Annotated in this window: 24 protein-coding genes; 1 reads left to right on the forward strand and 23 read right to left on the reverse strand. The window is 40.4% G+C overall.

Annotated elements, in window-relative coordinates; genetic code table 11:
- Positions 1-33: 33 nt before the first annotated feature.
- The 19 genes from HXT43_RS05515 to HXT43_RS05605 all read right to left on the reverse strand — a co-directional run bounded on the left by HXT43_RS05515 (position 34) and on the right by HXT43_RS05605 (position 16543).
- A complete protein-coding gene (locus HXT43_RS05515; protein ID WP_112928852.1) occupies positions 34-1101 on the reverse strand; it encodes an aspartate-semialdehyde dehydrogenase in 1068 nt (355 codons plus the stop codon).
- A 100-nt stretch (positions 1102-1201) separates the two neighbouring features.
- The gene (locus tag HXT43_RS05520; RefSeq protein ID WP_004105778.1) at positions 1202-1771 is read right to left on the reverse strand and encodes an ACT domain-containing protein; all 570 of its coding nucleotides are present in this window, start codon (positions 1769-1771) and stop codon (positions 1202-1204) included.
- A gap of 63 nt (positions 1772-1834) precedes the next feature.
- The gene (locus tag HXT43_RS05525; protein WP_112928851.1) at positions 1835-2599 is read right to left on the reverse strand and encodes an aspartate kinase; all 765 of its coding nucleotides are present in this window, start codon (positions 2597-2599) and stop codon (positions 1835-1837) included.
- 129 nt (positions 2600-2728) lie between these two features.
- Positions 2729-3337 carry a recombination mediator RecR gene (gene recR, locus HXT43_RS05530; RefSeq protein WP_004105782.1) on the reverse strand — a complete coding sequence of 203 codons (609 nt, stop codon included), beginning with the start codon at positions 3335-3337 and terminating at the stop codon, positions 2729-2731.
- A gap of 6 nt (positions 3338-3343) precedes the next feature.
- Positions 3344-5749 (reverse strand): DNA polymerase III subunit gamma and tau, encoded by a 2406-nt coding sequence (locus tag HXT43_RS05535; RefSeq protein ID WP_004574186.1) that lies wholly within the window; start codon positions 5747-5749, stop codon positions 3344-3346.
- A 105-nt stretch (positions 5750-5854) separates the two neighbouring features.
- Positions 5855-6259, reverse strand: coding sequence for an Rv3654c family TadE-like protein (locus HXT43_RS05540; protein WP_004574187.1), 405 nt, complete (start codon positions 6257-6259; stop codon positions 5855-5857).
- Positions 6256-6636 carry a TadE/TadG family type IV pilus assembly protein gene (locus tag HXT43_RS05545; protein ID WP_032835337.1) on the reverse strand — a complete coding sequence of 127 codons (381 nt, stop codon included), beginning with the start codon at positions 6634-6636 and terminating at the stop codon, positions 6256-6258. The genes HXT43_RS05540 and HXT43_RS05545 overlap by 4 nt, the downstream gene beginning before the upstream one ends.
- Positions 6637-6665: 29 nt before the next feature.
- Positions 6666-6941: a DUF4244 domain-containing protein gene (locus HXT43_RS05550; protein ID WP_004574189.1), complete on the reverse strand. Its 276-nt coding sequence runs from the start codon at positions 6939-6941 to the stop codon at positions 6666-6668.
- A gap of 138 nt (positions 6942-7079) precedes the next feature.
- Entirely contained in the window at positions 7080-7727 is a 648-nt protein-coding gene (locus HXT43_RS05555) for a type II secretion system F family protein (RefSeq protein WP_004574190.1), read from the reverse strand.
- A 3-nt stretch (positions 7728-7730) separates the two neighbouring features.
- Entirely contained in the window at positions 7731-8306 is a 576-nt protein-coding gene (locus tag HXT43_RS05560) for a type II secretion system F family protein (protein ID WP_004574191.1), read from the reverse strand.
- 29 nt (positions 8307-8335) lie between these two features.
- Positions 8336-9412, reverse strand: coding sequence for a CpaF family protein (locus HXT43_RS05565; RefSeq protein ID WP_004574192.1), 1077 nt, complete (start codon positions 9410-9412; stop codon positions 8336-8338).
- On the reverse strand, positions 9399-10574 hold the full coding sequence (locus HXT43_RS05570) for an ATPase (RefSeq protein ID WP_421780964.1): 1176 nt from the start codon (positions 10572-10574) through the stop codon (positions 9399-9401). Before HXT43_RS05570 ends, HXT43_RS05565 begins: the two co-directional genes overlap by 14 nt.
- Positions 10575-10697: 123 nt before the next feature.
- Positions 10698-12065, reverse strand: a complete 1368-nt coding sequence (locus tag HXT43_RS05575) for a ClC family H(+)/Cl(-) exchange transporter (protein ID WP_421780965.1) — start codon at positions 12063-12065, stop codon at positions 10698-10700.
- Positions 12066-12104: 39 nt separating this feature from the next.
- Complete coding sequence (locus tag HXT43_RS05580; protein WP_004574195.1) at positions 12105-12515, reverse strand: fluoride efflux transporter FluC; 411 nt, start codon at positions 12513-12515, stop codon at positions 12105-12107.
- Positions 12515-13018 (reverse strand): fluoride efflux transporter FluC, encoded by a 504-nt coding sequence (locus HXT43_RS05585; RefSeq protein WP_004574196.1) that lies wholly within the window; start codon positions 13016-13018, stop codon positions 12515-12517. Before HXT43_RS05585 ends, HXT43_RS05580 begins: the two co-directional genes overlap by 1 nt.
- Before the next feature lie 95 nt (positions 13019-13113).
- Positions 13114-14415 (reverse strand): adenylosuccinate synthase, encoded by a 1302-nt coding sequence (locus HXT43_RS05590; protein WP_012913739.1) that lies wholly within the window; start codon positions 14413-14415, stop codon positions 13114-13116.
- A gap of 116 nt (positions 14416-14531) precedes the next feature.
- Positions 14532-15587, reverse strand: coding sequence for a class II fructose-bisphosphate aldolase (gene fbaA, locus HXT43_RS05595; RefSeq protein WP_101892179.1), 1056 nt, complete (start codon positions 15585-15587; stop codon positions 14532-14534).
- A 147-nt stretch (positions 15588-15734) separates the two neighbouring features.
- Complete coding sequence (locus tag HXT43_RS05600) at positions 15735-16076, reverse strand: chorismate mutase (protein WP_004574199.1); 342 nt, start codon at positions 16074-16076, stop codon at positions 15735-15737.
- A 5-nt stretch (positions 16077-16081) separates the two neighbouring features.
- Positions 16082-16543, reverse strand: a complete 462-nt coding sequence (locus HXT43_RS05605) for an Lrp/AsnC family transcriptional regulator (RefSeq protein WP_004105907.1) — start codon at positions 16541-16543, stop codon at positions 16082-16084.
- Between the two features lie 282 nt (positions 16544-16825).
- Here HXT43_RS05605 and HXT43_RS05610 point away from each other — a divergent pair, with 282 nt between their 5' ends.
- Complete coding sequence (locus HXT43_RS05610) at positions 16826-18031, forward strand: pyridoxal phosphate-dependent aminotransferase (RefSeq protein WP_064340313.1); 1206 nt, start codon at positions 16826-16828, stop codon at positions 18029-18031.
- 114 nt (positions 18032-18145) lie between these two features.
- On the opposite strand, the gene rho is transcribed toward HXT43_RS05610, so the two are convergent.
- From rho to HXT43_RS05630, 4 genes are all read right to left on the reverse strand, one after another.
- On the reverse strand, positions 18146-20116 hold the full coding sequence (gene rho, locus HXT43_RS05615; protein WP_162720544.1) for a transcription termination factor Rho: 1971 nt from the start codon (positions 20114-20116) through the stop codon (positions 18146-18148).
- A gap of 339 nt (positions 20117-20455) precedes the next feature.
- Entirely contained in the window at positions 20456-22075 is a 1620-nt protein-coding gene (locus HXT43_RS05620) for an NAD(P)/FAD-dependent oxidoreductase (protein WP_101885833.1), read from the reverse strand.
- Between the two features lie 91 nt (positions 22076-22166).
- On the reverse strand, positions 22167-22481 hold the full coding sequence (locus HXT43_RS05625) for a DUF2469 domain-containing protein (RefSeq protein WP_004105898.1): 315 nt from the start codon (positions 22479-22481) through the stop codon (positions 22167-22169).
- Entirely contained in the window at positions 22481-23389 is a 909-nt protein-coding gene (locus HXT43_RS05630) for a GNAT family N-acetyltransferase (protein WP_032842369.1), read from the reverse strand. The genes HXT43_RS05625 and HXT43_RS05630 overlap by 1 nt, the downstream gene beginning before the upstream one ends.
- Positions 23390-23645: the final 256 nt, after the last annotated feature.

Consider the following 23645-nt stretch of genomic DNA (forward strand, 5'->3'; position numbering starts at 1 on the left):
TCTTACATAATCGCGAGCGCAATATAACCATAATTAGTTTAGGAAATTACGCTTTTTAGCAATAATTTCAGCCAATTGCACAGCATTTAGTGCAGCACCTTTTCGCAAATTATCGTTAGTGATGAAAAGTGCCAATCCCTTATTTCCATCGATCGCTTGGTCTTGCCTAATTCTACCAACATAACTTGCAGACTTTCCTGCCGCTAGCTGAGGAGTAGGAATATCGTTAAGCTCAACTCCTTCAGCCTTGCTTAATACTTCGCGAGCCATGTCTGGAGTTACATCATGCTCAAACTCAGCGTTTACACTCATGCCGTGACCAGTGAAAACACCTACGCGCACACAAGTACATGAGGCTGCAAGATTTGGCAAATGCAAAATCTTACGGCTTTCATTGCGCAATTTTTGTTCTTCGTCAGTTTCTTCAGAACCGTCATCAACTATTGAACCAATAAAAGGCACTACATTAAAAGCAATAGTACGAGCAACTTTTGTAGGTTCAGGGAAATCTATTGCACTACCGTCGAAAACGAGTTTATCTGCTCCTTGGTTTAATGCAGCTTGAGCCTCATTCATGAGTTGCAAAGCACCTGCTCGACCGGCGCCAGAAACAGCTTGATAAGACGAAACTATTAAACGTTTTAATCCAAAAGCATCAGCAAGCGGCTTTAATACAGGCATGCAAGCCATAGTTGTGCAATTTGGATTTGCTACTATTCCTCTTGGAATAGTATCTAAATCTTCAGGGTTTACTTCCGCAACTACCAAAGGCACATCGTTATGCATACGCCATTGCGAAGAATTATCTACTACAATTGCGCCAGCTTCAGCGAATTTCGGAGCCCAAATTTTTGAAGTTCCGCCGCCTGCAGAAAAAATAGCTATGTCAATTCCGTGCAAATCTGCTTTTTCTACATCTTCTACGACTACGTCTTTGCCACGATATTGCAAAACTGTGCCAGCAGAATGAGCGGAAGCCATAAAACGTAAATCTTTTATTGGAAAATCGCGCTCGTCAAGCACTCGACGCATTACCATACCAACTTGGCCAGTTGCGCCGAGCACTGCCACGTTCACGCCTTTTTCGTTGATAATTGTCATCGAGACTCCCCTAAAAGTAAGTACGTATAATTTCTACAGTTTTTACAATTCTACAATTTAGTTAATTTAATAATTTAATAATTTAATAATTTAAATTGCTTCAGCGCCCGCTTCCACCGTACACCACTGCTTCAACTTGGCTTGCGTCCAAACCGTAAGCAGTATGCAAAGCACGAACAGCTTCATCAATTTGTTCAACAGGAACCATGGCAGCAATACGAATTTCCGAAGTAGAAATCATCAAAGTATTTATACCATGTTCACTTAGCGCAGTGAAGAAGGTAGCAGCTAGACCTGAATGTGTTTTCATACCAACGCCAACAACAGCTACTTTTCCTACTACTGGAACGACATCCATAGAAGTAAATTTCAATTCATCATGCGCTTCTTCTAGAACTTTACGGACTGCTTCCATTGACGCTCCTGGAGCAGTAATAGAAATATCTGCTGTACCAGTAGAAGCACTTGCTTGCGCAATCATGTCAATATTTACATTTGCTTTTGCAAGAGTTGTAAATACTTTCGCAGCCATACCAGGAATATCTGGAATACCGCGAACCGTAATCATTGCCTCACTGCGATCATGAGCAACGCCAGAAATAACAGGAGTTTCCGGACCTAAATCAGGAAATAAATCGCCCATAGTCGAAAGAATATCGTGGTTTACCATTGTTACCGCCTTTAAGCTCGAAGATTATTTGACATTATCTATTAATATTTAGTTTCGTATTTTCTAACTCAGATTAGGCAAATCGTTCGGATTAATATTATTTGGAACTATAAGCGTTCCGTTCCTATGTGAGAATGAACTTCTAACATGAAGAGGCATACCAAAACGCTGAGCGTACTCAACACAACGCAACGCAAGTACGCGCGAACCGCAAGATGACATTTCAAGCATCGAATCATAATCGATTACAGGAATACGTTTTGCAGTTGGCACAATACGTGGGTCTGCAGTAAATACTCCATCTACATCCGTGTAAATCTCACATATATCAGCACCTAAAGCAACCGCAAGAGCTACAGCTGAAGTATCCGAACCACCTCTACCGAGAGTCGTGTCATCTCCAACTTCGTTAATTCCTTGGAACCCGGCAACAATTGCAACACTGCCTTTGCTAAGAGCTCTTCTGACACGATCAGGCTTAACCGCACGAATATGCGCAGCTCCGAACTGAGTATCTGTCATAAATCCAGCTTGAGAACCAGTAAAAGAATAAGCATGAGATCCTTGAGCATGAATAGCCATTGCAAGCAAACTCATAGAAATTCGTTCGCCTGCTGTCATAAGCATATCCATTTCGCGAGCAGGAGGATTAGTATTTACACTCATTGCTTGATCAATTAAATCGTCAGTTGTATCTCCCATCGCTGAAACTACAACAGCAACATCATTGCCTTCTGCTTTTGTAGAAAGAATGCGTTTGGCAACACGTTGTATGGAATCCGTATCCGCTACAGAAGAACCACCGTATTTCTGTACGATAAGCGCCAATTTTTACCCCTTGCTCATGTCAATATTGATAAACGCACAGGATATGCCGAATAATGGCTTCGATATCAGACTACCAACTATGCCCTATTTATTGATAATGATTTGTGCACATAAAAACAATATTCAAAATTACACAGATTGACGGCCAGAAAATGCACGACCTAAAGTGATCTCATCCGCATACTCTAAATCTCCACCAACAGGCAATCCACTTGCCAAGCGAGTAACTTTAATTCCTAGAGGATCGAGCAATCGAGCCAAATACGTAACAGTCGCTTCACCTTCTATATCAGGATCAAGCGCAAGAATAATTTCTTGAACTTTTGCATCTTTAAGACGTTCAAGTAATTGCGTAATTGCTAAGTCCCCAGGTCCAACATTTGCCATTGGGTTAATTGCACCACCAAGAACATGATAAACACCTGAATACTCATGAGTTCGCTCAATACTCATAATGTCTTTAGGTTCTTCAACTACGCAAATTTTGCTATGATCACGCCGAGGATCTGCGCATACTATGCAAGGACTCTGCTCACATACGTTTCCGCATACATCACAAAAACGCACACTTTCTTTCATGTTATTAATTGCGTCTATTAGCTCTTGAACATCTTTATCCGAGGAAGAAAGTAAGTAAAACGCAATACGCTGAGCGCCTTTAGGTCCAATCCCTGGAAGCTTTGAAAATGCTTCAATTAAGCGACCAATTGCTCCATCATATGACGATGAATTATGCACTGTAAACTACTCCTCTTGCTTTTTCTTAACGCTCATAATCGCATTTTTAGGATTTTTAGGATCAGTGGAAGCAAATTCTTCAACAGATTTAACTTCAAAAATTTGTTTAAGCTCATCAGTGCTTACAGATGTTGCTGATTCTAATGAAGCATCGTCCATTGAACATTCGTCAGCAGTAGCTCCATTCGTAGGAGAAACAGTAGTCTGAATTGATTCAGCAGACAATTCTGAAGTATTAGTTGCATTCTGAACTTGAGACTGTAGTTTATCTTGATCCAAGACACCAGAAATAGCTTCATCTTGGTTATGAGAATGCGAACTCTTCTGTATTGTAATCTCGTCATCATGATTCATAGGCTCATCTTCAATAGAAGAGCCTTTAGAAGAAGACTCTTCAGAAGAAGAGTTTTCTGGCATTGCAATCACATCCGACATAGGCATAGACGACATGTCTGCCCAAACATCATCATCCGCATTCGCAACATCACTTAACTCATCCGCAGTATTTTCAGAAGCTACTGATGCTGCGGAGCCATCAGCGCCACTAAAACCCGAAGATTCTTTTTTAGTAGGATTTTTATTTATTCCGCTGCTATCAGAATCAGTTTTATTACTAAAACCAGCAGATATACCTGTTTTACGCAATAAAATATCGCGCTTAACTTTTGCAAGCTTCTGCGGATCCATTCGAGCAACAGATTCTACTTGTTCACCATTAGCAGCAACTGGTGCAGGAGCAATCATTACTTGCGTGCCAAATATCTCATGCACTTCATTCATTACTACTTTTGGCACTTTTTGTCCATCATATGGAGAAGTAGTGCATACTGCGAGCGCAAACGCATGTTGACTCATAGGCTCATTAAAAGTCAAAATAAGACGCTGTCGACCTGATTGTGCTGAAGTAAGTTGCACTGTAGGAACATACTCACGAGTTACATACTCACGTACGTCATCAGGCAATTTTGAAACTACTTTATCCCACATTGCATCAGTATCCATGGAATCATTCTTTGAATTAGCATTATGCGCATCGTTCAAAAACACTTTTTTAGATTCCGTTTCTTTTGTGTTTGTAGCAGATTGCGTTTCTGCTTTAGCAATAGGAGATGCTGTAGTTTCAGAAGGTAGTGAAGAATTTGAAGTACTATTATTCTCACTATCTGCAGAAACATATTTCTTATTGCTTGTAGAACCTACGAAATGAGCACCAGAAGATACTTTATTTTGAATATTCTGCGTAGAAGTGGAAATATTTTGTTGTTGCACGTTATTGATGCGCAAATTAGTTGCAACAGTATTTGAAGTTTCGCTGTCCGCAAGCAAACGAGCAACTAAAATTTCCAAATTCATGCGAGGAGAAATTGCACTAGCCATTGCACTTAAAGCATCATTAATTGTTTGAGCCATACGTGCTAAATCATGCAATGTCATGCTTGCAGATTGCTTATTCAATATTTCCAAATCTTCTGGAGAAACATCATTAAGTAAGCTTGAAGCCGCTTTAGGACCTGCAGATACCATAAGCAACAAATCACGAACTCTACCTAATAAATCTTCTACAAACTTACGAGTATCGTAACCTCCAACAATAACGCGACGAACTACATCGTATATCGAAGCACCATCATGATTAATAAGATCGTCAATGAATTCGCTAATCAATGAATTAGGCGTAAAACCTAATAAAGCAACCGCAGAATCCAAAGAAATTGAACCATCAACAGCACCCACCATAAGCTGATCGAGCACAGATAACGTATCTCGCATTGATCCCGCACCAGCGCGCATAACAAGGCGAAGAACTCCCGGCTGCGGCAGAATACCTTCCTTTTTGCAAATATCTTCAAGATATGGAGACATTACCTCTGGAGGCACAAGTCTGAAAGGATAATGGTGTGTACGCGAGCGAATAGTGCCAATAACTTTATCCGGCTCAGTGGTAGCAAAAATAAACATTACATGCTCAGGCGGCTCTTCTACAATCTTAAGCAAAGCATTAAAACCTTGCTGTGTAACCATATGAGCTTCGTCGAGAATGAAAATCTTATAACGGTCACGAGCAGGAGCGAAACCAGCACGCTCACGCAACTCTCTAGCATCATCGACACCGTTATGGCTTGCAGCATCAATCTCTACAACGTCGATAGAACCTGCACCGCCAGTAGCTAAATCTTTACAGCTTTGGCACTCTCCGCATGGGTGCGAAGTTGGTCCTTTTTCGCAATTAATGCAGCGAGCTAAAATTCGCGCAGAACTTGTTTTACCGCATCCACGTGGTCCAGAAAATAAATATGCATGCGTTATTTTCCCTTGGTCTAATGCTCTAGACAAAGGTATGGTAACCTGATCCTGCCCAATAACACCATCAAACGTGTCAGGACGATATCTACGATACAGTGCAAGTGCCATGTTTCCTAACCTACCGCGACCTAACTATTTCCCCGATATATCTTAGTTAAGACTATCAGCAGCCGCCACCCGACTGCTGATATTTATATTCGTTTTTGCTACTTACTACTTATTGCAATCTTCTAGTCCTGCTCTAGCAGAAACTTCCACGTTAGAAGCAAATGGAATATTCAGCCCAACAGAAACACGAACAGTTACATCATTACTAGTAGAGTTGCAAGATTTCAAAAAAGCATTGCTTGAAGCAACAGTACGCGCAACAACCTCACACGCATTATCCTCCATCCTTTGCAACGCAGAAGCACCGGATAAAGCAGCAGAAGTTGCAACAGCATAAGCTTGATGTTTAGCTCCGAGAACATTACATAAAATAGCAGAAAGCACTAGTATTGAGCAGACTGCGATCACTAGCATAATGCCAAGCATAGTGCCAGAACCGCAGTCGATGCCCTTACATCGCTTATGAATGAAATTTATTGAATGCTTCACAAAATTCTTGCGCCTACTCATACTAAAACCTGGCTTACATGACTTTCCACTAGAGGCGGCAAAATATGAAGAGGATCAGGAATAAGAGGACATTTAACAACAATATTCGCCATATTATTGCTACGACTTATTTTCACCGACGCTCCTTGACCTGCGACCGACTGCACGATACTTGCGGCAGCTTTATCGTCCTTATGAGTCACAAGATAATACGCAACTTGCGCAGCAGCATCATGACAATTCATAGTACATACAACTGCTCTACCTATGCCAATCAATACAAATAACAGTATTAATGCACAAGGTAAAACAATAGAAAATTCAGCAGTTACCGTCCCTCTGTCATAATCACTAATTTTGCGCAACAACCTTTTGCACACAATAACTTTCCGCATCATAAGCTCATTTCATCCGCTAAAGCATGCCGTTAGCCGATTTTCAATGCTTTTTTAACTAAATCTGTCAACGTTGTGCGAACCGTATCTGATTTCAAAATAGCAACTAGCAGTGCAGCAAAACCAGTGGCAGCAATAATAACTACTGCATATTCAGCTGTTACAGCTCCAGAATCCTTATTTTTAAGACCGTCAGCGTACAACTTTCTTTTTTGACACAAACATGACTCAATATTCACTAATTGTTCATTTACTTGAAGCATAGACACAGAGCATCGTGCAACAAGTTTTTGCATTATCCCAACCATCATCTTGTACCTTTCACTTCAAACTATCCGAAATTTTCGGATAGAAATATTATTACAACTTGTTTTGCGAATGAAAATAAAAAAATTGCATTGTGGATAAAAGCTAATTTATTTTTCTAGAAATTTATTTTTAAAAAGCTAGCGCATAAGTGACATAACTGTTGGCAAAATTCCTATGCATATAAAAGATGGCAAAAAACATAATCCAACAGGAAGCAGCAATCGCACAGACAACCTAGAACTTTCTTGTCTAGCAATATTGGCCATATTTCTCTCATAATGTTGAGCAAGTGCAGACAATACAGGAACTGGAGATGAACCATAACACCATGATTCTTTTAAAGATGTCATTAACCATCTAGCTAATATTTCTGAAGAATCTAAGTTTTTACGATTAGTAAATTTTGATTTATTTTCTAATTCAAAATTATCTTGTCTAGTATAAGTAGAAGACCATGCTTCATGCCACGTATCTCCTGCAAGTAAAGCATTGGAAACAGAGCAAAGCCACATGCCTTGACCGCAAGGAAACACTTGCCCAACAGCACTAAGAGCCCTAGTAATAGCAACACCACTACGAAGTGAAACAATAATCATATGTAAACCAAGAAGAGGATCTACATATGAAACTTTTGAATTACGCCATTCGTATTTAAATAGCATAATTTTACTGTTAAAGCGCATACGATTATCTAATGAATCGCACTCTAATTTCAAACTCACCCATTGCCAAACAATTACAACAAACAATGGAACAATAAACAAAAGCTGCTTTGTGGACTCCATAAATCATCCTTCCAGAGAAGCAGCATCCATTGCATGCTGAGATATTTGCAACATAGAACTAACCCACGCCAAACCCAATCCATAACATATTCCACCTATTGTTAATAAAATCCATCCATTTACTGTTGTAATTAACATCAAAATAGGGTGCCCACCTAGTAATTCACCAGCAAAAAGAGCCAAAATAGGTAGAGCAGTAAGTAATTTTATTGTTGCTTTTGGCATTGCAGCTACGTCAGCACGTAAATCTTCTGCACGCTTCTGAGCATGATATGACGCTGCCGTAGCTTCCACACATTCTGCCATAGCGCAACCAAGAGTATTACTCAATTCATATGAAGCCATAAGACTTTCAGAAACAGTATGCATATGTTTTTCAAGCTGACGACGTTGAGTCTTATTCATATTGCGCTTCTTTGGAAAACAACGTTCATAAAGCCATTTATAAATAATTTTTGTATTAACTGCACTACTGCAAATACATTGTTGAGACTTAGAGTCACTGTGAACAATCATTGCAAAAGTAGAACCAGAACGTAATGCAGCAATCATTCCAGCAAGAACTTCTTCAATATCCATTTTTATGCTCCAAGCAACACAATCGACTACTAATTATTTGAACTGTCAACACATATGCTGGCCATATTTTCGGGCAGATTCCAATAATTTGAAAACTTAACCCATGCAGGCAAAAATTTCATGACAATACTGCCGTCAATTCCACAAGATAATTGCAAAACTGGAACGCCACACAGCAACGAAGCGCTAGAAACGTATTGCAAAATACCGAGTTCTTTGATCATTCGACACCCGTTAGAGGATCTCTCTACATGAATAACAACATCGAATGCTCCAGCAGCTAAAGCACATAAAGCTGCAGGCTCCAACCCAGCCAATAACCCTAATGCCATAAGACGAGCGGGAACTTTCTCTATTTCATCTGCATGAAGAGTTGTCATTCCACCCTTATGACCAGAAGTAAATACTCTCAACAAATCAGCAATTTCTTCCCCACGACATTCACCAAGAATAATGCGATCCGGACGCATTCTTAATGTTGCTTTTACTAATTGAGATAAGCCAATTTCTCCTACACCTTCTACATTAGCTTCTCGCGCACTTAACGAAACATGATTTTGTGTCAACTCGCCAAGCTCTCTAATTTCTTCAACAGATACAATACGATCTTCGCAATCAGCAGCAGCCAACAAAGCCTTCATAAGTGTGGTTTTCCCAGATCCAGTACTTCCAGTGATCATTATATTTGCTCGCTTTTTAACTAGAACGCTTAGAATACAAGACAATTCTTTTGGAAACATGCCTTGATCACTCAAAGAAACAAGATCATAACGATTAATTGAAGGAAAACGAATTGACAATGCTGCTCCTTGAGATACAAGTGGCGCTAAAACAGCATGTATGCGAATGCCAGAAGTACTTGAAGCATCAGCAATAGGACACGCATCATCCAGTCTTTTGCCTAATTGTGCACAGAGCCATACAGCATATTCTCTTAACAAAGCAGGGTTGTTAAGTGGAACTCGAGTTGCGCGTTCCTTAAGACCTTGCCCACAATCTACCCACACACGACCAGACTCGCTTACAACCATGTCTGTGACTCTTACGTCATTGGCAAATCCCTGCAAAATCCCAAAATCGATATCACGAATATTATTTACGATCATATTTACCTCTTGAATATTTCGAACGACGATATTGCGAACGACGATATTTAGTTACAACATTTTTTGTATTTGATATAACATCTCCAATAAGCCAATTATTTATGCGTTTCATGGTTTCCTTCATTGAAGATGGCACATTTCGAATACCGTAGCCCCCTATAATGTCGGTGTACATGCGAGCATCATGTTGCAATGAACCAAGAAATGTAGTTGATAGATATTCAGAAGCTTCATCGATACTTAAAACATAAGATTTTTGCATTAAACCGCGAGGAGGCAATCCCACAACAGCAAATTTGTTGAACTTTACGCCAGAATCACACAAAGTATCTAATTTTTGTAGCAACGCTCTAAACCTTGCTAAATCAAGCACAGATAGCTCAACCGCAGCAAGAGTCGCACTGTCAATAAATTGCGGAATATTACGGTAAGACTTCATAGCAGTCTCGCCAGAACCTATATCTACAATAACTACATCAACAGCATCAGCTAGACCTCTAATAGCAGCCTCCAAAACCCAAGGTTCAGGATATTTACCATGCCATGGAGAAAATGCTAAAACATCCACATTATCCCAATGCAATAGCTCATTGCGCAACACATAGCCATCGCATCTACCTAAGGGAGCATCAACTTCTTGCAACCTGCGACCTTCATCTGATTCCAAACCAAGCAGAACGTCTAAACCGCCATGAGTCAAATCAGCATCTACAAGAGCAACACTATGGCCTTGTTCACTTATATAGCGAGAAAGAATAGATAGAGAAGTGCTTAGCCCAATGCCATCTGCAGCAGACATTCCAACCAAAATATTTTTAGGCAATGGATCTAAAGAATCACGCGCAATAAGATTATCTTCTTCAGCATTATTAAACATACGAGATTTATGCTTAATAGAAATATCTTGCGAGCGTTCAGTATTTTGAAAACTCTCCACATCTTGAGAACTCTTAGGCAAAAGAGTCATAACAGTATGATCGTCAGCTATACATGGCGCAATTTTTATACCATTAGACGCAGATTCGTATATAGATTTATCTGCAACTTGAGGAGGATAAACATAACGTTTAACATCTCTAAATGCGCCTACAGCTTCGCCATTGTTATAATTCTTATCAATCTGCTTAACGCCAATTGATTTATTGTTTACACTCATATTCATACTCATGCGCCTATTGAAACGCATACAGCAATGAGTTTTCAACAATATTCATGCAATGTGGTTAAAAGCTCAGAAAATATTAAGAATAAGCAAATATTGCACAAAAATTATCTATAAAAACATCTATTTTACAGAATTTACAGATGGCAATACTAAATCTTTATTAACTTTCATATAGCGTTCAAGTAACTCACCATAAATTGGCTTAGTTTTTAGAATATCTGAAATAAGCAATGCTATAAATGCAGAAGCTGCAACTGGGAGCGTATGAATCATAGTTCCAGACATTTCAACAGTAAGCAAAATCGAAGTAAGTGGAGCTTTTACAGATGCAGACAACGTACCAGCCATAACGCAAACTGCAAACACAGATACAAATTTTGTATCAATGCCAAATGCTGAAACGCTAGTAATACAGCGCGCAGCAACACCACCTGCGAGCGCACCTACTGCAAGAATAGGCATAAAAATACCACCAGGAGCGCCACAGCCAAAACTCGTAGAAGTAAACAACATTTTTGCCACAAATAGCAAACAAAGCATTACAAGACTTGCTTTTCCATATTCAGAAAGTCGCACTAAATTAGATCCGCCACCAAGAACTTCAGGCAGGAACAAGCCAACTGGTATTGCAATTAAGCAAGCAACAGCAACAGGCATCCACTTTGGCAAATATCCGTATAATGTTTGCAGACCAAGTAACGAACGATTCATTATCGAGCCTACAAAACCTGCAAAAATACCAAGAGGAATAATCCAAATATGCAAGTTCATTGGCAAATCTGGAATCTGACCAAAATCAAGAACTGGACGCAATCCGAAACAAGTTTGCGAAACAAAATCAGCACATAAAGCAGCTGCAGCAGCTCCTATAAGAACAATTGAAGTTAAGCCGTGCTGAATCTCCTCCATAGCAAACATAACTCCAGAAAGTGGCGCAGAAAATGCAGCAGATAAACCGGCTGCAGCTCCAGCAGTTACTACATAATGCTCTTTAATATCGTCACGCCTACCTTTACGGAAAATTCGAGACAACATTTGAGCACCACATGCACCTATTTGAATAGATGGACCTTCACGCCCAAGAGACAATCCAAATAAAGAACCAAGTAAACCACCAACAAAACGCACTGGCAGAATTGTATGCCATCGCATATTCAAACCGCGATTAACATATCCCACGACTTGAGGAATACCACTTCCAGAAGCCATACTTTCTTTACGACTCATCCAGCCAATAATTAGACCTGCAATTACAGCAAAAATAAAGCATGGCAAAATCCACCATACGTTATGCCGGATTTGTAAATACATCCAACGCGCAAAATCCGTACCGTATTCAATACCAAGCCTGTAAGAAGCTACTAATGAACCAGAAACAGCGCCGACAAATATCCCAGCTAATATTACTTTCCAACGAAGCTGGCAAAAAGTTTTTGATATTTGCTTTAACTTATTGCTTAAAAAGCTCAATGCATTCTTAAACTTCACTACAACTCGATTCTGCGCACAACACTTAACTTCTAAATACTAAATTACGTGCAGTAACAATATTTGCGAAACAATATACCCAACAGAAGCAGCAAAGAATGGAACAATAAGTTCTGCAAAAAGCAAGAACACTCCATCTTTTATGCGCTTTCTTTGAATAAGATCCACACCTTCAAAAATTGCAGTAGAAAACGTGGAAAATCCACCCAAAAATCCCAAAATCATCAAATAAGCAAAACGTACTCCACATATTGCAGCTGCAACCATGAAAACATTAGACACAACACCTATAGCAAATGAAGCAACGCAATTGATAAATAGCGTTGCAACTGGAACTTCGCTTTTATGAGCAGCTGAAATTTTTTTAGTCATTGCGCATCTTAAAACAGCACCTAAACCACCAAAAAAGCAAGGCAAAATAAACATAATAAAAACGTATAAAGAATTCATCACTTCATCACCTTAGTATTAGCTTCTGCAACAGATCGACTTTGCTTTTTATTCATGCAATTCGCAATTCCTGCTCCAACCCAATTACCAACAAAAGCCATAAAAACGCCAAAAAGCAGCGAAAAAAGCATGCCCAAAACAACAAGCGTCATGCGTGGAGCCATAAAAGACATTGCACTTTCAAACGCGAAAGTAGACATAGTCGACAATCCGCCACAAAAGCCTGTTCCTAGCGCATATTTATACAAAGTTTGCTTTTCTTGCGTTAAAGCTTTAACAGATATTGCAGTAACAAGAGCAAAAATAAAGCATGCAATCATATTTGACAAAAAAGTCCCTAAAGTAAGCTGGCCAAATATAAATGATTGTCCGTCTACTTGGTGAATCGTGTGCGCATAAGAAGAAATTACTGCGCGCACGAAAGCTCCACATGTACCACCAATAAAAACTAAAAAGTATAATCGACAATTATTTTTTTTATTTTTTCCGCTTATTTTACTCATTTTCACTCTTTTTGAAATTATCGTCATAAACCAAAACGACACTCCCAATCGAGAAGTGCCGTTTTGCTAAGTTGATCATAAAATAATAAACAATTTCAGTCAGTTAGTGAGTGAACACTAATGATATGATCACGCTGCGGACCAGTTCCAATAGCAGAAATACGGCAATGAGAAAGCTCTTCCAAACGCTTTACATAACTTTGCGTATTTTGAGGCAAATCTTCAAACTTATGGATTTGAGAAATATCCTCATTCCAGCCTGGAAGCATCTCGTATACTGGTTTCGCAGAAGCAAATAGTGATTGATCTACAGGCATTTCTTCCATACGCTGAACTGTTCCATCAGACAAAGCCACATCATAAGCCACGCAAACTGGGATTTCCTTCAAACCAGTCAAAACGTCAAGCTTAGTAAGAACAATATCCGTCAAACCATTTACGCGAGTTGCATAACGGCTTACTACAGAATCAAACCATCCACAACGACGAGGACGACCAGTTGTAACACCATATTCATGGCCTTGCTCACGCAACCAGTCACCCTGCTCATCCAAAAGTTCAGTTGGGAATGGACCTTCACCAACACGAGTAATATACGCTTTCGCTACTCCAATTACGCGCGTAATACGAGTAGGACCAACACCAGTACCCGTGCAAGCGCCACCAGCAGTAGGGTTTGAAGAAGTTACAAACGGATAAGTGCCATGATCGACGTCAAGCATTGTGGCTTGTCCACCTTCAAACAGCACAGTTTTGCCTTCATCCATTGCTTCATTCAATACTAATGAAGTATCAGCAACATATTTCTTCAAGCGTTTGCCAAGCTCCACAAGTTGAGCGGTAACTGCATCAATATCAATAGGATGTTGATTATAAAGTTTTACAAGCATTTGATTCTTTTGATGCAAACTTGCTTCAACTTTGTCGCGCAAGTGATCAGCATTAAATAAATCATGCACTCGAATACCAACACGATTAATTTTATCCGCGTAAGTAGGTCCAATACCACGACCAGTCGTGCCGATCTTGTGTTTACCAAGGAAACGCTCAGTTACTTTATCAATAACTCGATGATACGGAGTAATAACATGCGCGGCTTCGCTCACAAGCAAGCGCGAGCAATCTACACCGCGAGATTCCAAAGCGTCAATTTCTTCAAGCAATACCTCTGGGTCAACAACAACACCATTACCAATTACAGGCGTAACATTAGGGCTGATAATTCCGCTTGGAAGTAAATGTAATGCATAAGATTTATCGCCAACAACAACAGTGTGTCCGGCATTATTACCGCCATTAAAACGTGCGACAATATCAACCTTTGAACCAATTAAATCTGTTGCTTTGCCTTTACCTTCGTCACCCCATTGAGCTCCAATAAGCACAATACCAGGCATGCCGCACCTCCATTTTTGAGCTAACGCTGCTCAAATAAGCACAATTCTTACCTGTTAAGACTATCTCTATGCCACTACCGAATAAGAAAAAGAAATATATAAAATTAAAAAATTTACTATTTCAGTGCTTTACCAGCAGAACCTAACTGCACACAAGCTTCTACTACACGCTGAGCCATGGCTTTTTCGGCTTCACGACCCCAAGATCGAGGATCATATAACTTCTTTTCGCCAACTTCTCCGTCTATTTTAAGAACAGAGTCATAATTACTGAACATGTGACCAGCAATTGCACGAGTAAAAGCATATTGAGTGTCAGTATCTATATTCATTTTAATTACGCCGTAGCGCACAGCTTCAGCAATTTCTTGAGCAGTAGAACCAGATCCGCCATGAAATACCAGCAGGAACGGCTTTTTAGAAGCGCCAAAGGTGCGAGTATCACAAATATTTTGATAGTTCTGATATACAGTTTTTTGGATTTCTTGCAATAATTTAGGATGCAGTTTTACAACGCCAGGCTTATAGGCTCCATGAACGTTGCCAAAAGTAAACGCTGCCATATACCTGCCACGTTCACCCAAGCCAAGCTTATCTACAACACGCAAAGCATCTTCAGGCGTAGAATACAATCTCTCGTCAATATCAGCACGATGCCCGTCTTCTTCTCCGCCAACAGCACCAATCTCAATTTCAAGAATTGTGCGAGATTTTTGCGAAGCGTCAAGCAACTGTTCTGCAACGTCTAGATTATGTTGCAAAGGCACTGTTGAACCATCCCACATATGCGACTGGAATAACGGCTCTTCGCCTTTTTTGACTTGTTCTGTTTCATAAGAAATTAGTGGTTTAATCCAACCATCTAAATATTGCTCAGCACAATGATCTGTATGAAGCGCAATAGTAATATTAGGGTATTGAGCTGCCACTTCGTGCGCAAACTTTGCAAATGCTATTGAACCAACAACACGATTATTGAGAGATTGACCTGAAAAATAAGCAGAACCACCGACAGAAACTTGAATAATGCCATCAGATTCAGCTTGAGCGAACCCCTGCAAAGCTGCATTAAGAGTTTGCGTACTAGTAACATTGATAGCAGGGTATGCGTAGCCACCTCGACTTGCAGCATCAAGCATATGCGCATAACGTTCAACAGTTGCAATAGTCATACTTGTATTATCCGCCTTTATTACTCAGATAGCTATGCATATGCACAAAAACATTACATACTGGTATGCGAAAATCTATCTTCAAAATCTACAAACTGATTGTGATTCTATAGTTCAGCTCAATTAAAATAACAGAAACATCTAATCTCAAAACTGCATTTGCTGATGACGTTTTTTAGCCTCAGTAACAACAAACTCGTGATATTTCAACGCAATCGAAGAATCTAATCCGGCATTTTCCGCAATATTTAGCAAACTTTCTATTTGCTGCTGCTCTCTTTTAGAATCCTCAGGAGCAAATCCAGCTTCAGCCTTCAACTCACCAATTCGTTTCGTAGTTTTAAACCGCTCAGCAAGCAGCGCAATTATTGCATTATCAAAATTATCAACAGATTGACGCAACACAATAATCTCTTCGGCAGCAACTTTGCAACATGTCGTAAGAGATGTATCGCGCGCGTCAACCGTTGTCTCAGAAAAATCACACATATTATTTAATCGAAATATGTTTGCAGAACCATAGTTGTTTCTGTACTGACAGGGACTATGCGATGAATGGTATTAATAAGTTCTTCCAATTTGCTTGGCGTAGCAACACGCACTACCAGCATAAAACTTGGACTACCAGTAATCGAATAGCAAGCTTCAATACCAGAAATATCACGCAATTTGTTAGGTATTGTAGCTTCCTGCCCAAAATCAAGTGGCGTAACAGACACAAATGCACTTACAGGTAAACCACGACGCTCATAGTCAATTAACGCGCGATAACCGGTAATAACACCTTTACGCTCAAGCTTTTGCACTCGAGATTGAACCGCAGAAACAGACAAACCCGAAGCCTTAGCCAAACGAGTTAACGTCGCTCGGCCATCATGCTCGAGAATATCAACAATGATTGCATCAGTTGAATCCATAGCTATACTAGTTTCAGCTTTATGAGGATTTCCAGCCATACGTCCTCCATTCTCCAGTCGACGCTGAATTGAGAATCTAAAACGAATCTATGTAGCGCCACATTGCAGTCTCTTTTATGGTACAGTATTTTTTACAGAAAAAGAACAAATTTATTCAAAAAATAATAAAAAATACAAATTATTACGTTAAAAATAATTTTTTCTTTTAACATCAGCCGTAATAGTGTTGTACAATTCGCATAATAAGCGTATAAACGAAACCTATAACCTTTAAAGATTATTCTTATAAAATCAAAACCAACAATCAAAAAGGAGCACAGCATGGCAAAAGTAGCGAAACATGCAATTTCAATACCTCGTTCAGGTATTAGAGATGTATTTGACCGTGTAGAACAAATACCAGACGCTATTTCACTATGCCTAGGAGAACCAGGCGAAACTGCTTCCTCACACATTGTTGAAGCCGCGTGCAACTCATTACGAGAGGGAAAAACAAAATACACAGACGTTTTAGGCATACCAGAATTCCGCGAGGCAGCTGCAAATTATACGAATAGAGTAAAAGGTTTAAACTACAACGCAGACACAGAAATTCAAGCCGTTGACGGCGCTACTATTGGATTATATTTAGCTATTAAATCAGTAATAGATCCGGGAGATGAGGTTATTATTCCATCTCCATACTTCACATCATACGATGCAGAAGTGCTAATGTGCGAAGGAATTCCAGTAACTGTAGCCCTTAAGCCAGAACATGGAATGCATATTAATGCAGAAGAAATACGCAAAGCTATATCACCACGCACTAAAGCCATCATTATCAATTCTCCATGCAACCCAACCGGTGCAGTAACAACCGCAGAAGAACTCGAAAAAATTGCAAAATTATGCCAAGAATTTGATCTTTGGGTAATTTCTGACGAAGTCTACCATCCATTCGTATTCGCAAGCAATCCAGAAACTGAACCTTGCGGAAATGCTGTAGCACCATCTATTGCAGCAGCTGAAGGAATGCACGAACGAACCATTATTGTAGAAAGTTTATCGAAAACTTACGCAATGACAGGCTGGAGAATTGGATATATTCTTGCACCAAGTCAAGTTATTGAGCAAACCAGCAAAATTGCAGAAATGATGCATTCTTCTGTAAATTCTACCGCACAATATGGCGGCGTAGCTGCATTAACAGGTCCACAAGATCACGTGCGTGAAATGAGAGAAGAATATCGCGCAAAACGTCAGCTTGTTATAGACGGATTGGCAAATTGCAATGCATTGCGTCTTATAGAGCCTCAAGGTGCATTCTACGTTTTTGTTGACGTTCGACCAACTGGTTTAAGTTCAGAAGAATTTAGCAAAAAACTTTTAGATGAAGAAAAAGTTGCTGTTGTACCAGGAGAAGCCTTTGGCGCAGAAGGAAGCGGATTCGTGCGACTATCTTACGCTGGAAGAGCAGAAGAACTTAAAGAAGGCGTAGCGCGCATAAGCAAATTTGCACTTGCGCAACAAGCTTTACATGCTGCATAAAATATTAGTTATTAATAAATATAAATATAAATATAAATATAAATATAAATAAAATTATTGCCCCTTGGTAGATAATCCAAAGGGCAATAATTTTAATTCCTTACGAAATAAGAACTACGCAATAGTCGTAGAAGAAGAATTATTCGTAGCAGTGCCAGTTTGTTGAGTTATAGCAGCTAAGAAATCACGGTTTGAAGCAGTTTTCTTCAATCGAGGAATCAAAGTCTGATACGCTTGCTCTGCCTCAAGACCACCAAAGAGACGGCGCAAACGATAAATAACTGGCAAATCTGCAGCTGGAGTAATTAACTCTTCGCGACGAGTTCCAGAAGCATTAATATCTACCGCTGGGAAGAGACGCTTATCAGCCAAATCTCTACTCAAGCGCAATTCCATATTTCCAGTGCCCTTAAACTCTTCGAAGATTACTTCATCCATCTTAGAGCCGGTTTCAACCAATGCAGAAGAAATAATCGTCAAAGAACCGCCGTCTTCAATATTTCGAGCAGCACCGAAGAACTTCTTTGGTGGGTACAACGCTTGAGCATCAACACCACCGGAAAGAATACGACCAGAAGCAGGAGCTGCAATATTGTAAGCTCTAGCCAAACGAGTCATAGAATCAAGCAAAACCACAACATCCTGGCCAAGCTCAACCAAACGCTTAGCGCGCTCAATAGCAAGCTCAGCAACAGTAGTGTGATCTGTTGCAGGACGATCGAATGTAGAAGAAATCACTTCGCCTTGCACAGTACGTTCCATGTCGGTAACTTCTTCTGGGCGCTCATCTACAAGCACAACCATAAGATGCACTTCAGGATTATTTGTAGTAATTGCATTTGCAATATTCTGAAGAGTAATGGTTTTACCAGCCTTTGGTGGCGACACAATCAAACCGCGCTGGCCTTTACCAATTGGGGCAACTAAATCAATAACACGTCCCAACATGCGATTCGGAGTAGTTTCTTGCTTCAAACGCTCCTGCGGATATAACGGCGTCAACTTAGCAAATTGCGGGCGGGACTGAGCTTCTTCAACGCTCATTCCATTAATGCTATCGATTGTTTGCAAAGGAACAAACTTTTGACGCTGATTTCGACGATCGCCTTCGCGAGGAGCACGAATGGAGCCTTGAACTGCATCACCCTTGCGTAAGCCATATTTTTTAATTTGGCTCATTGAAACATAAACATCGTTAGGACCAGGCAAATAACCAGAAGTGCGCACGAATGCGTAAGATTCTAAGACATCAACAATTCCAGCTACTGGCACGAGCTCTTCCTGAGGCTCTTCACGACGAGGCTCACGTAAATCATGCTCTTCGCGAGCATCGCGCGCATCACGTGCATCGCGATCAAGACGAACATTGCGATCGTTGCGATCTTGACGTTCTCCACGCTCAGCACGACGTTCATCACGATCTTCACGTTCTACTCGATCCATGCGTTCTGAACGATTCTGCCGATCTGAATAATCTGAACGAGACTCATCGTAATCACGTGCACGACCACGCATACGACGCTGGAAACGATCAGCACGATTTTGCTGTTCTTCTCTATCAAAGTCACGAGAAGCTACACGCTGACGACGCGGTTCACCCTCTGCATGAGAATCTTCACCAGGCAATGTTGCCAAAATTTGATCCAACTCATGCGAGTCCATACCATCTTCTCTACGATCGCGATTATCATCACGATCTTCTGAGGAACGACGACGCTGGAATGTATTATTACGATTCGCATCGCGTCGATAATTTTTATTCCCAAAATCTTCTTCGTCTCTATAGCGACGATCTGAAGTAGCATTGGGAACCAAAACTTCTAATGCTTCTAAATCACTATTGTCTTTCGATGATCCAGCATCTTCTATATCTGTACTAGTATCTGCAGTTTTATTAGGATTTACAACATCACGAGGAACACGAACACTTACACCTGCAGGCGCTTCTCCCCCATTACGAGCAGCCGTCAGTGTAGCCACCAACTCAGGCTTACGCATTGTAGATGTTCCGCGCAAACCCATCTGTTTTGCAAGATCTTTCAATTCTGAAAGCTTCATTTTTTCAAGATTCTGGCCTGTTGCCACAATTTTACCTTTCCTTAACTCACACGGAATAGAGCCCCGGCAAGTCTTTACATGGAAGATTACGGAAAAATCCGTCACGAACTCGCTGCCATTTCATAACAATTCATATGTACATAACAACGAACATTATGTATGCTACTACAGCTATACGACGCTGTACAACGCGACGCGCCATAGTATTTAGTATTTTTTATTACAATTTTTATAAAGCTTTTAAAGCGATATTAGAATAAACAAAAAGCGCCAATAATATGGGTAACACCCAGTATTATTGACGCTATATCGCTAAATTATTTGCGCTTTAAAATCAAACGCTCAAATTTATACGAGAATTAATTACTACTTCTTTTCGTGATACGACTTTTCAGTGTTAACAGACCACACGTTCTTCTTAGAAGTTTCTCCAGTTCGGATATCTTCTACAGCCTCAATAGCAGTTGCCATTGAATGATCTTGGTTATTATAACGATGCTGTCCATTGCGACCAACACAATACAAATTACCGAAGCCATCAAGATAATCAATCAATTCAGGCATCTGAGCGTATGTGTCAAAGTAAGCAGGATATGCCTTTGGAACTCGCTCACGATGAGAATCAAGAACGTCTTCCTCACCATTAATAACTTGCATACGAGTCAACTCGTCAATAGCCATCTTGCGAGCATCATCATCACTCATATTCCAGAAGTCGTCGCCTTCTTCGCAGAAGTACTCAAGACCGATCCAAACAGTGTTATCAACATCCTTAACGAGATATGGGCTCCAGTTGTTGAAGATTTGCAAACGTCCGACTTTATATCCAGGATCCTGCACGTAAATCCAGCAATCAGGAACAATAGGAGGATTACCAAGCGTTGGAATAGTAGTAGTATTACGCAGACGCACGCGCTTAACAAGCAAGCCTACAGTCACAAAATCGCGATAAGGCAAACCTTTGGCAACGCGTTGCATTTCTGCTGGAACATCAGCCTTTTCGTCACCATCTGCACCCTGCTCAAGAGCAGCTACCAAATCCTTAATTGGCATAGAAGATATAAACTGGTCGGCGTGCAATTCTGAACGCTCTCCATTTGCATCTTCAACTACAACACTGGAAATCTTTCCGTCTGCTTGCTTAATAGCAACTACCTTTGCGTCTGTGCGCACAGTAGCACCGTTTTCGCGGCAACGGCGCTCAACCGTTTCCCATAACTGACCAGGACCAAGCTTTGGATACCAGAATTCCTCAATTAATGAGGTTTCTACTTCCTTCTTCTTGCCTTTTTTCTTAGGGAAAAGCTTGGAAAAAGCATTCTTCAACACTTCCACAATGCTCAAACCCTTAACGCGCTGAGCACCCCAATCGGCAGAAATCTGGCTTGGATGCCTACCCCAAAGCTTCTCTGTATAGCCCTCAAAGAACATGGAATAAAGTTTCTTGCCGAAACGATTAATGTAGAAATTCTCAAGATTAGTTTCTGGCAATTTGTGAATCATAGACCACAAATAGCTGAAGCCAACTTTCATTGTCAAAATAAAGCCCATAGAGCGCAAGGTTGCTGCAGAAAGAGAAATTGGATAATCAAAGAAATGATGATTCCAGAAAATACGAGAAACGCGATGACGCTTCAACATCACTTCATCTTCAACTTCAGGATCAGGTCCACCTGCTTCCAAATCGTGATGACGACCAAGCTTTTTATCATCATATGAAGGCGCACCCTGTAGAGGCAGCATTTCACGCCACCACTGCATAATACGGTCATCTTTTGAGAAGAAACGATGACCGCCGATGTCCATACGATTGCCGTTATACTTCACAGTACGCGAAATACCACCAAATTCACGCGTGGCTTCGAGTACTGTTACGTCGTAGCGGCTGGATCCGCCATCCTTAACGAGTTCCCAGGCTGCCGTCAACCCTGCCGGACCGCCACCAATAATTACCACAGATTCCTTTGGGGATTGTGTATCCGTCACTTGTCCTCCATCTTAATACATCAAATTTTTACGAAAACACTTTGCGTGCTAGGTAAGCAATTTCTATATATCCTTATTGAGCATACGCGCATCACGCGATAGATTCAGGAATGTCAATGTCTGTTTTCTGTACTTCTTCAACATTTACATCTTTAAAAGTTACTATTCGCACATTTTTAACAAAACGCGAAGGGCGGTAAACATCCCATACCCAAGCGTCCGTAAGTTGAACATCAAAATAAACATCCTGACCTGCTGAACGCACATTAAAATCAACTTTATTGGCTAAATAAAACCGTCGCTCTGTTTCTACAACATAAGTAAAAAGCTTAATAACATCACGGTATTCTTTATATAACGCAAGTTCTGCATCGGTTTCATAGTTGTCGAGATCTTCGGCGCTCATTACTTACCTTCCGTATTACGATTGCGTCCACGACCTATAATGCGCCACCAAGCTTTTTTTGATGAACTTCCTTCAGAGACGTTTGCATTGTACGGCCATGCTTCATCAAGATTATCACGATGCACAGGTATAGCCACAGAATGCTCATGCGCGCTCAAAGCTTCAACTACACCAGGATTTTCTTCAATAACGTGTAGACCAAACGCATCCAGCGAGCGAATTGCATCATATTCATCTACAAGAGTGTCCATTACAACAAAATCTTGATATTTTTGATTTTGAGCATCCCATAATGCGTCGCGCGCAGTGCCTGTTTTTACAAATCCAAGAGATTGATATACAGAAAGTGAGCGAGTATTAGTTGCCGGAACTCCTACCCAAATTCTATGCAACCCTAGACCAGTCGGCTCTGATGCAAAAGCATAAGTCATAACTCTAGGCATTGCGTCGCGCGAATAGCCTCTTCCTCGATAATTTTTGCCTAAAACAACTTGAATTCGAGCACTGCGAGACCATCCGTCAATATCTATAAGGAAAATCATGCCAATAATATCGCCAGAAGCGTTATTTGAATCATCCAAAACATCAGGAACAATAGCCCACGCAATAGTGTGACGCAATTGAACATCGCCAGCAAAACGACAAGATTCAGAAGGATTTTCGCCAATAAGACTATCTTTAGTCCATTGCATAGAGCTTTCAACCCACGAATGAACCATAGAACGCTCTGAATTAGCATCCTTTCCAGTAATAACTGCAGCACCATCAAATGCGCACAAATCATCCATTCTTTGAAAATCATCGCACGTAGCTGGACGAAGGTGCGCCATCTCTCCACGAATTTGAGGAATTACTATAGATTTTGGTAACTCGCGAGAGTTAATAACACCATCATTGGTTTGTTGCATAGTCACCTACTTGTATTGTGCCTTTGAAAATTAAGCCCTTCGCATAATTCTCACGTCGCATAATATATGATAATCCAGAAGACGAAAAATGCCTCGCAATGTTGATAAATAGTAAATTCTGCGCACCTGCTACACAAACAAATCTGATTTGAGTATGCAGCAAGTACGCAGCACTTACTTTTGAATATTGATTACGCTTTTACGTTTATACATTAGCGTTATCAAATATTAAATTTTTCAGCCTTTACGGCACTTT

It is taken from the genome of Gardnerella sp. DNF01195 (assembly GCF_049244175.1).
Classification (GTDB): domain Bacteria; phylum Actinomycetota; class Actinomycetes; order Actinomycetales; family Bifidobacteriaceae; genus Bifidobacterium; species Bifidobacterium leopoldii.

Excerpts from the sequence above, each read along its gene's own strand:
- HXT43_RS05560 (WP_004574191.1), bottom strand. The coding sequence starts at position 8,306 with ATGGATATTGAAGAAGTTCTTGCTGGAATGATTGCTGCATTACGTTCT.
- HXT43_RS05520 (WP_004105778.1), bottom strand. The coding sequence starts at position 1,771 with ATGGTAAACCACGATATTCTTTCGACTATGGGCGATTTATTTCCTGAT.
- HXT43_RS05590 (WP_012913739.1), bottom strand. The coding sequence starts at position 14,415 with ATGCCTGGTATTGTGCTTATTGGAGCTCAATGGGGTGACGAAGGTAAA.
- HXT43_RS05550 (WP_004574189.1), bottom strand. The coding sequence starts at position 6,941 with ATGGTTGGGATAATGCAAAAACTTGTTGCACGATGCTCTGTGTCTATG.
- HXT43_RS05600 (WP_004574199.1), bottom strand. The coding sequence starts at position 16,076 with ATGTGTGATTTTTCTGAGACAACGGTTGACGCGCGCGATACATCTCTT.
- HXT43_RS05540 (WP_004574187.1), bottom strand. The coding sequence starts at position 6,259 with ATGAGTAGGCGCAAGAATTTTGTGAAGCATTCAATAAATTTCATTCAT.
- HXT43_RS05585 (WP_004574196.1), bottom strand. The coding sequence starts at position 13,018 with ATGAGTAAAATAAGCGGAAAAAATAAAAAAAATAATTGTCGATTATAC.
- HXT43_RS05630 (WP_032842369.1), bottom strand. The coding sequence starts at position 23,389 with ATGCAACAAACCAATGATGGTGTTATTAACTCTCGCGAGTTACCAAAA.
- HXT43_RS05555 (WP_004574190.1), bottom strand. The coding sequence starts at position 7,727 with ATGGAGTCCACAAAGCAGCTTTTGTTTATTGTTCCATTGTTTGTTGTA.
- HXT43_RS05625 (WP_004105898.1), bottom strand. The coding sequence starts at position 22,481 with ATGAGCGCCGAAGATCTCGACAACTATGAAACCGATGCAGAACTTGCG.
- HXT43_RS05565 (WP_004574192.1), bottom strand. The coding sequence starts at position 9,412 with ATGATCGTAAATAATATTCGTGATATCGATTTTGGGATTTTGCAGGGA.
- HXT43_RS05610 (WP_064340313.1), top strand. The coding sequence starts at position 16,826 with ATGGCAAAAGTAGCGAAACATGCAATTTCAATACCTCGTTCAGGTATT.
- HXT43_RS05570 (WP_421780964.1), bottom strand. The coding sequence starts at position 10,574 with ATGAATATGAGTGTAAACAATAAATCAATTGGCGTTAAGCAGATTGAT.
- HXT43_RS05535 (WP_004574186.1), bottom strand. The coding sequence starts at position 5,749 with ATGGCACTTGCACTGTATCGTAGATATCGTCCTGACACGTTTGATGGT.
- fbaA (WP_101892179.1), bottom strand. The coding sequence starts at position 15,587 with ATGACTATTGCAACTGTTGAACGTTATGCGCATATGCTTGATGCTGCA.
- HXT43_RS05605 (WP_004105907.1), bottom strand. The coding sequence starts at position 16,543 with ATGGCTGGAAATCCTCATAAAGCTGAAACTAGTATAGCTATGGATTCA.
- HXT43_RS05545 (WP_032835337.1), bottom strand. The coding sequence starts at position 6,636 with ATGATGCGGAAAGTTATTGTGTGCAAAAGGTTGTTGCGCAAAATTAGT.
- HXT43_RS05580 (WP_004574195.1), bottom strand. The coding sequence starts at position 12,515 with ATGAATTCTTTATACGTTTTTATTATGTTTATTTTGCCTTGCTTTTTT.
- HXT43_RS05515 (WP_112928852.1), bottom strand. The coding sequence starts at position 1,101 with ATGACAATTATCAACGAAAAAGGCGTGAACGTGGCAGTGCTCGGCGCA.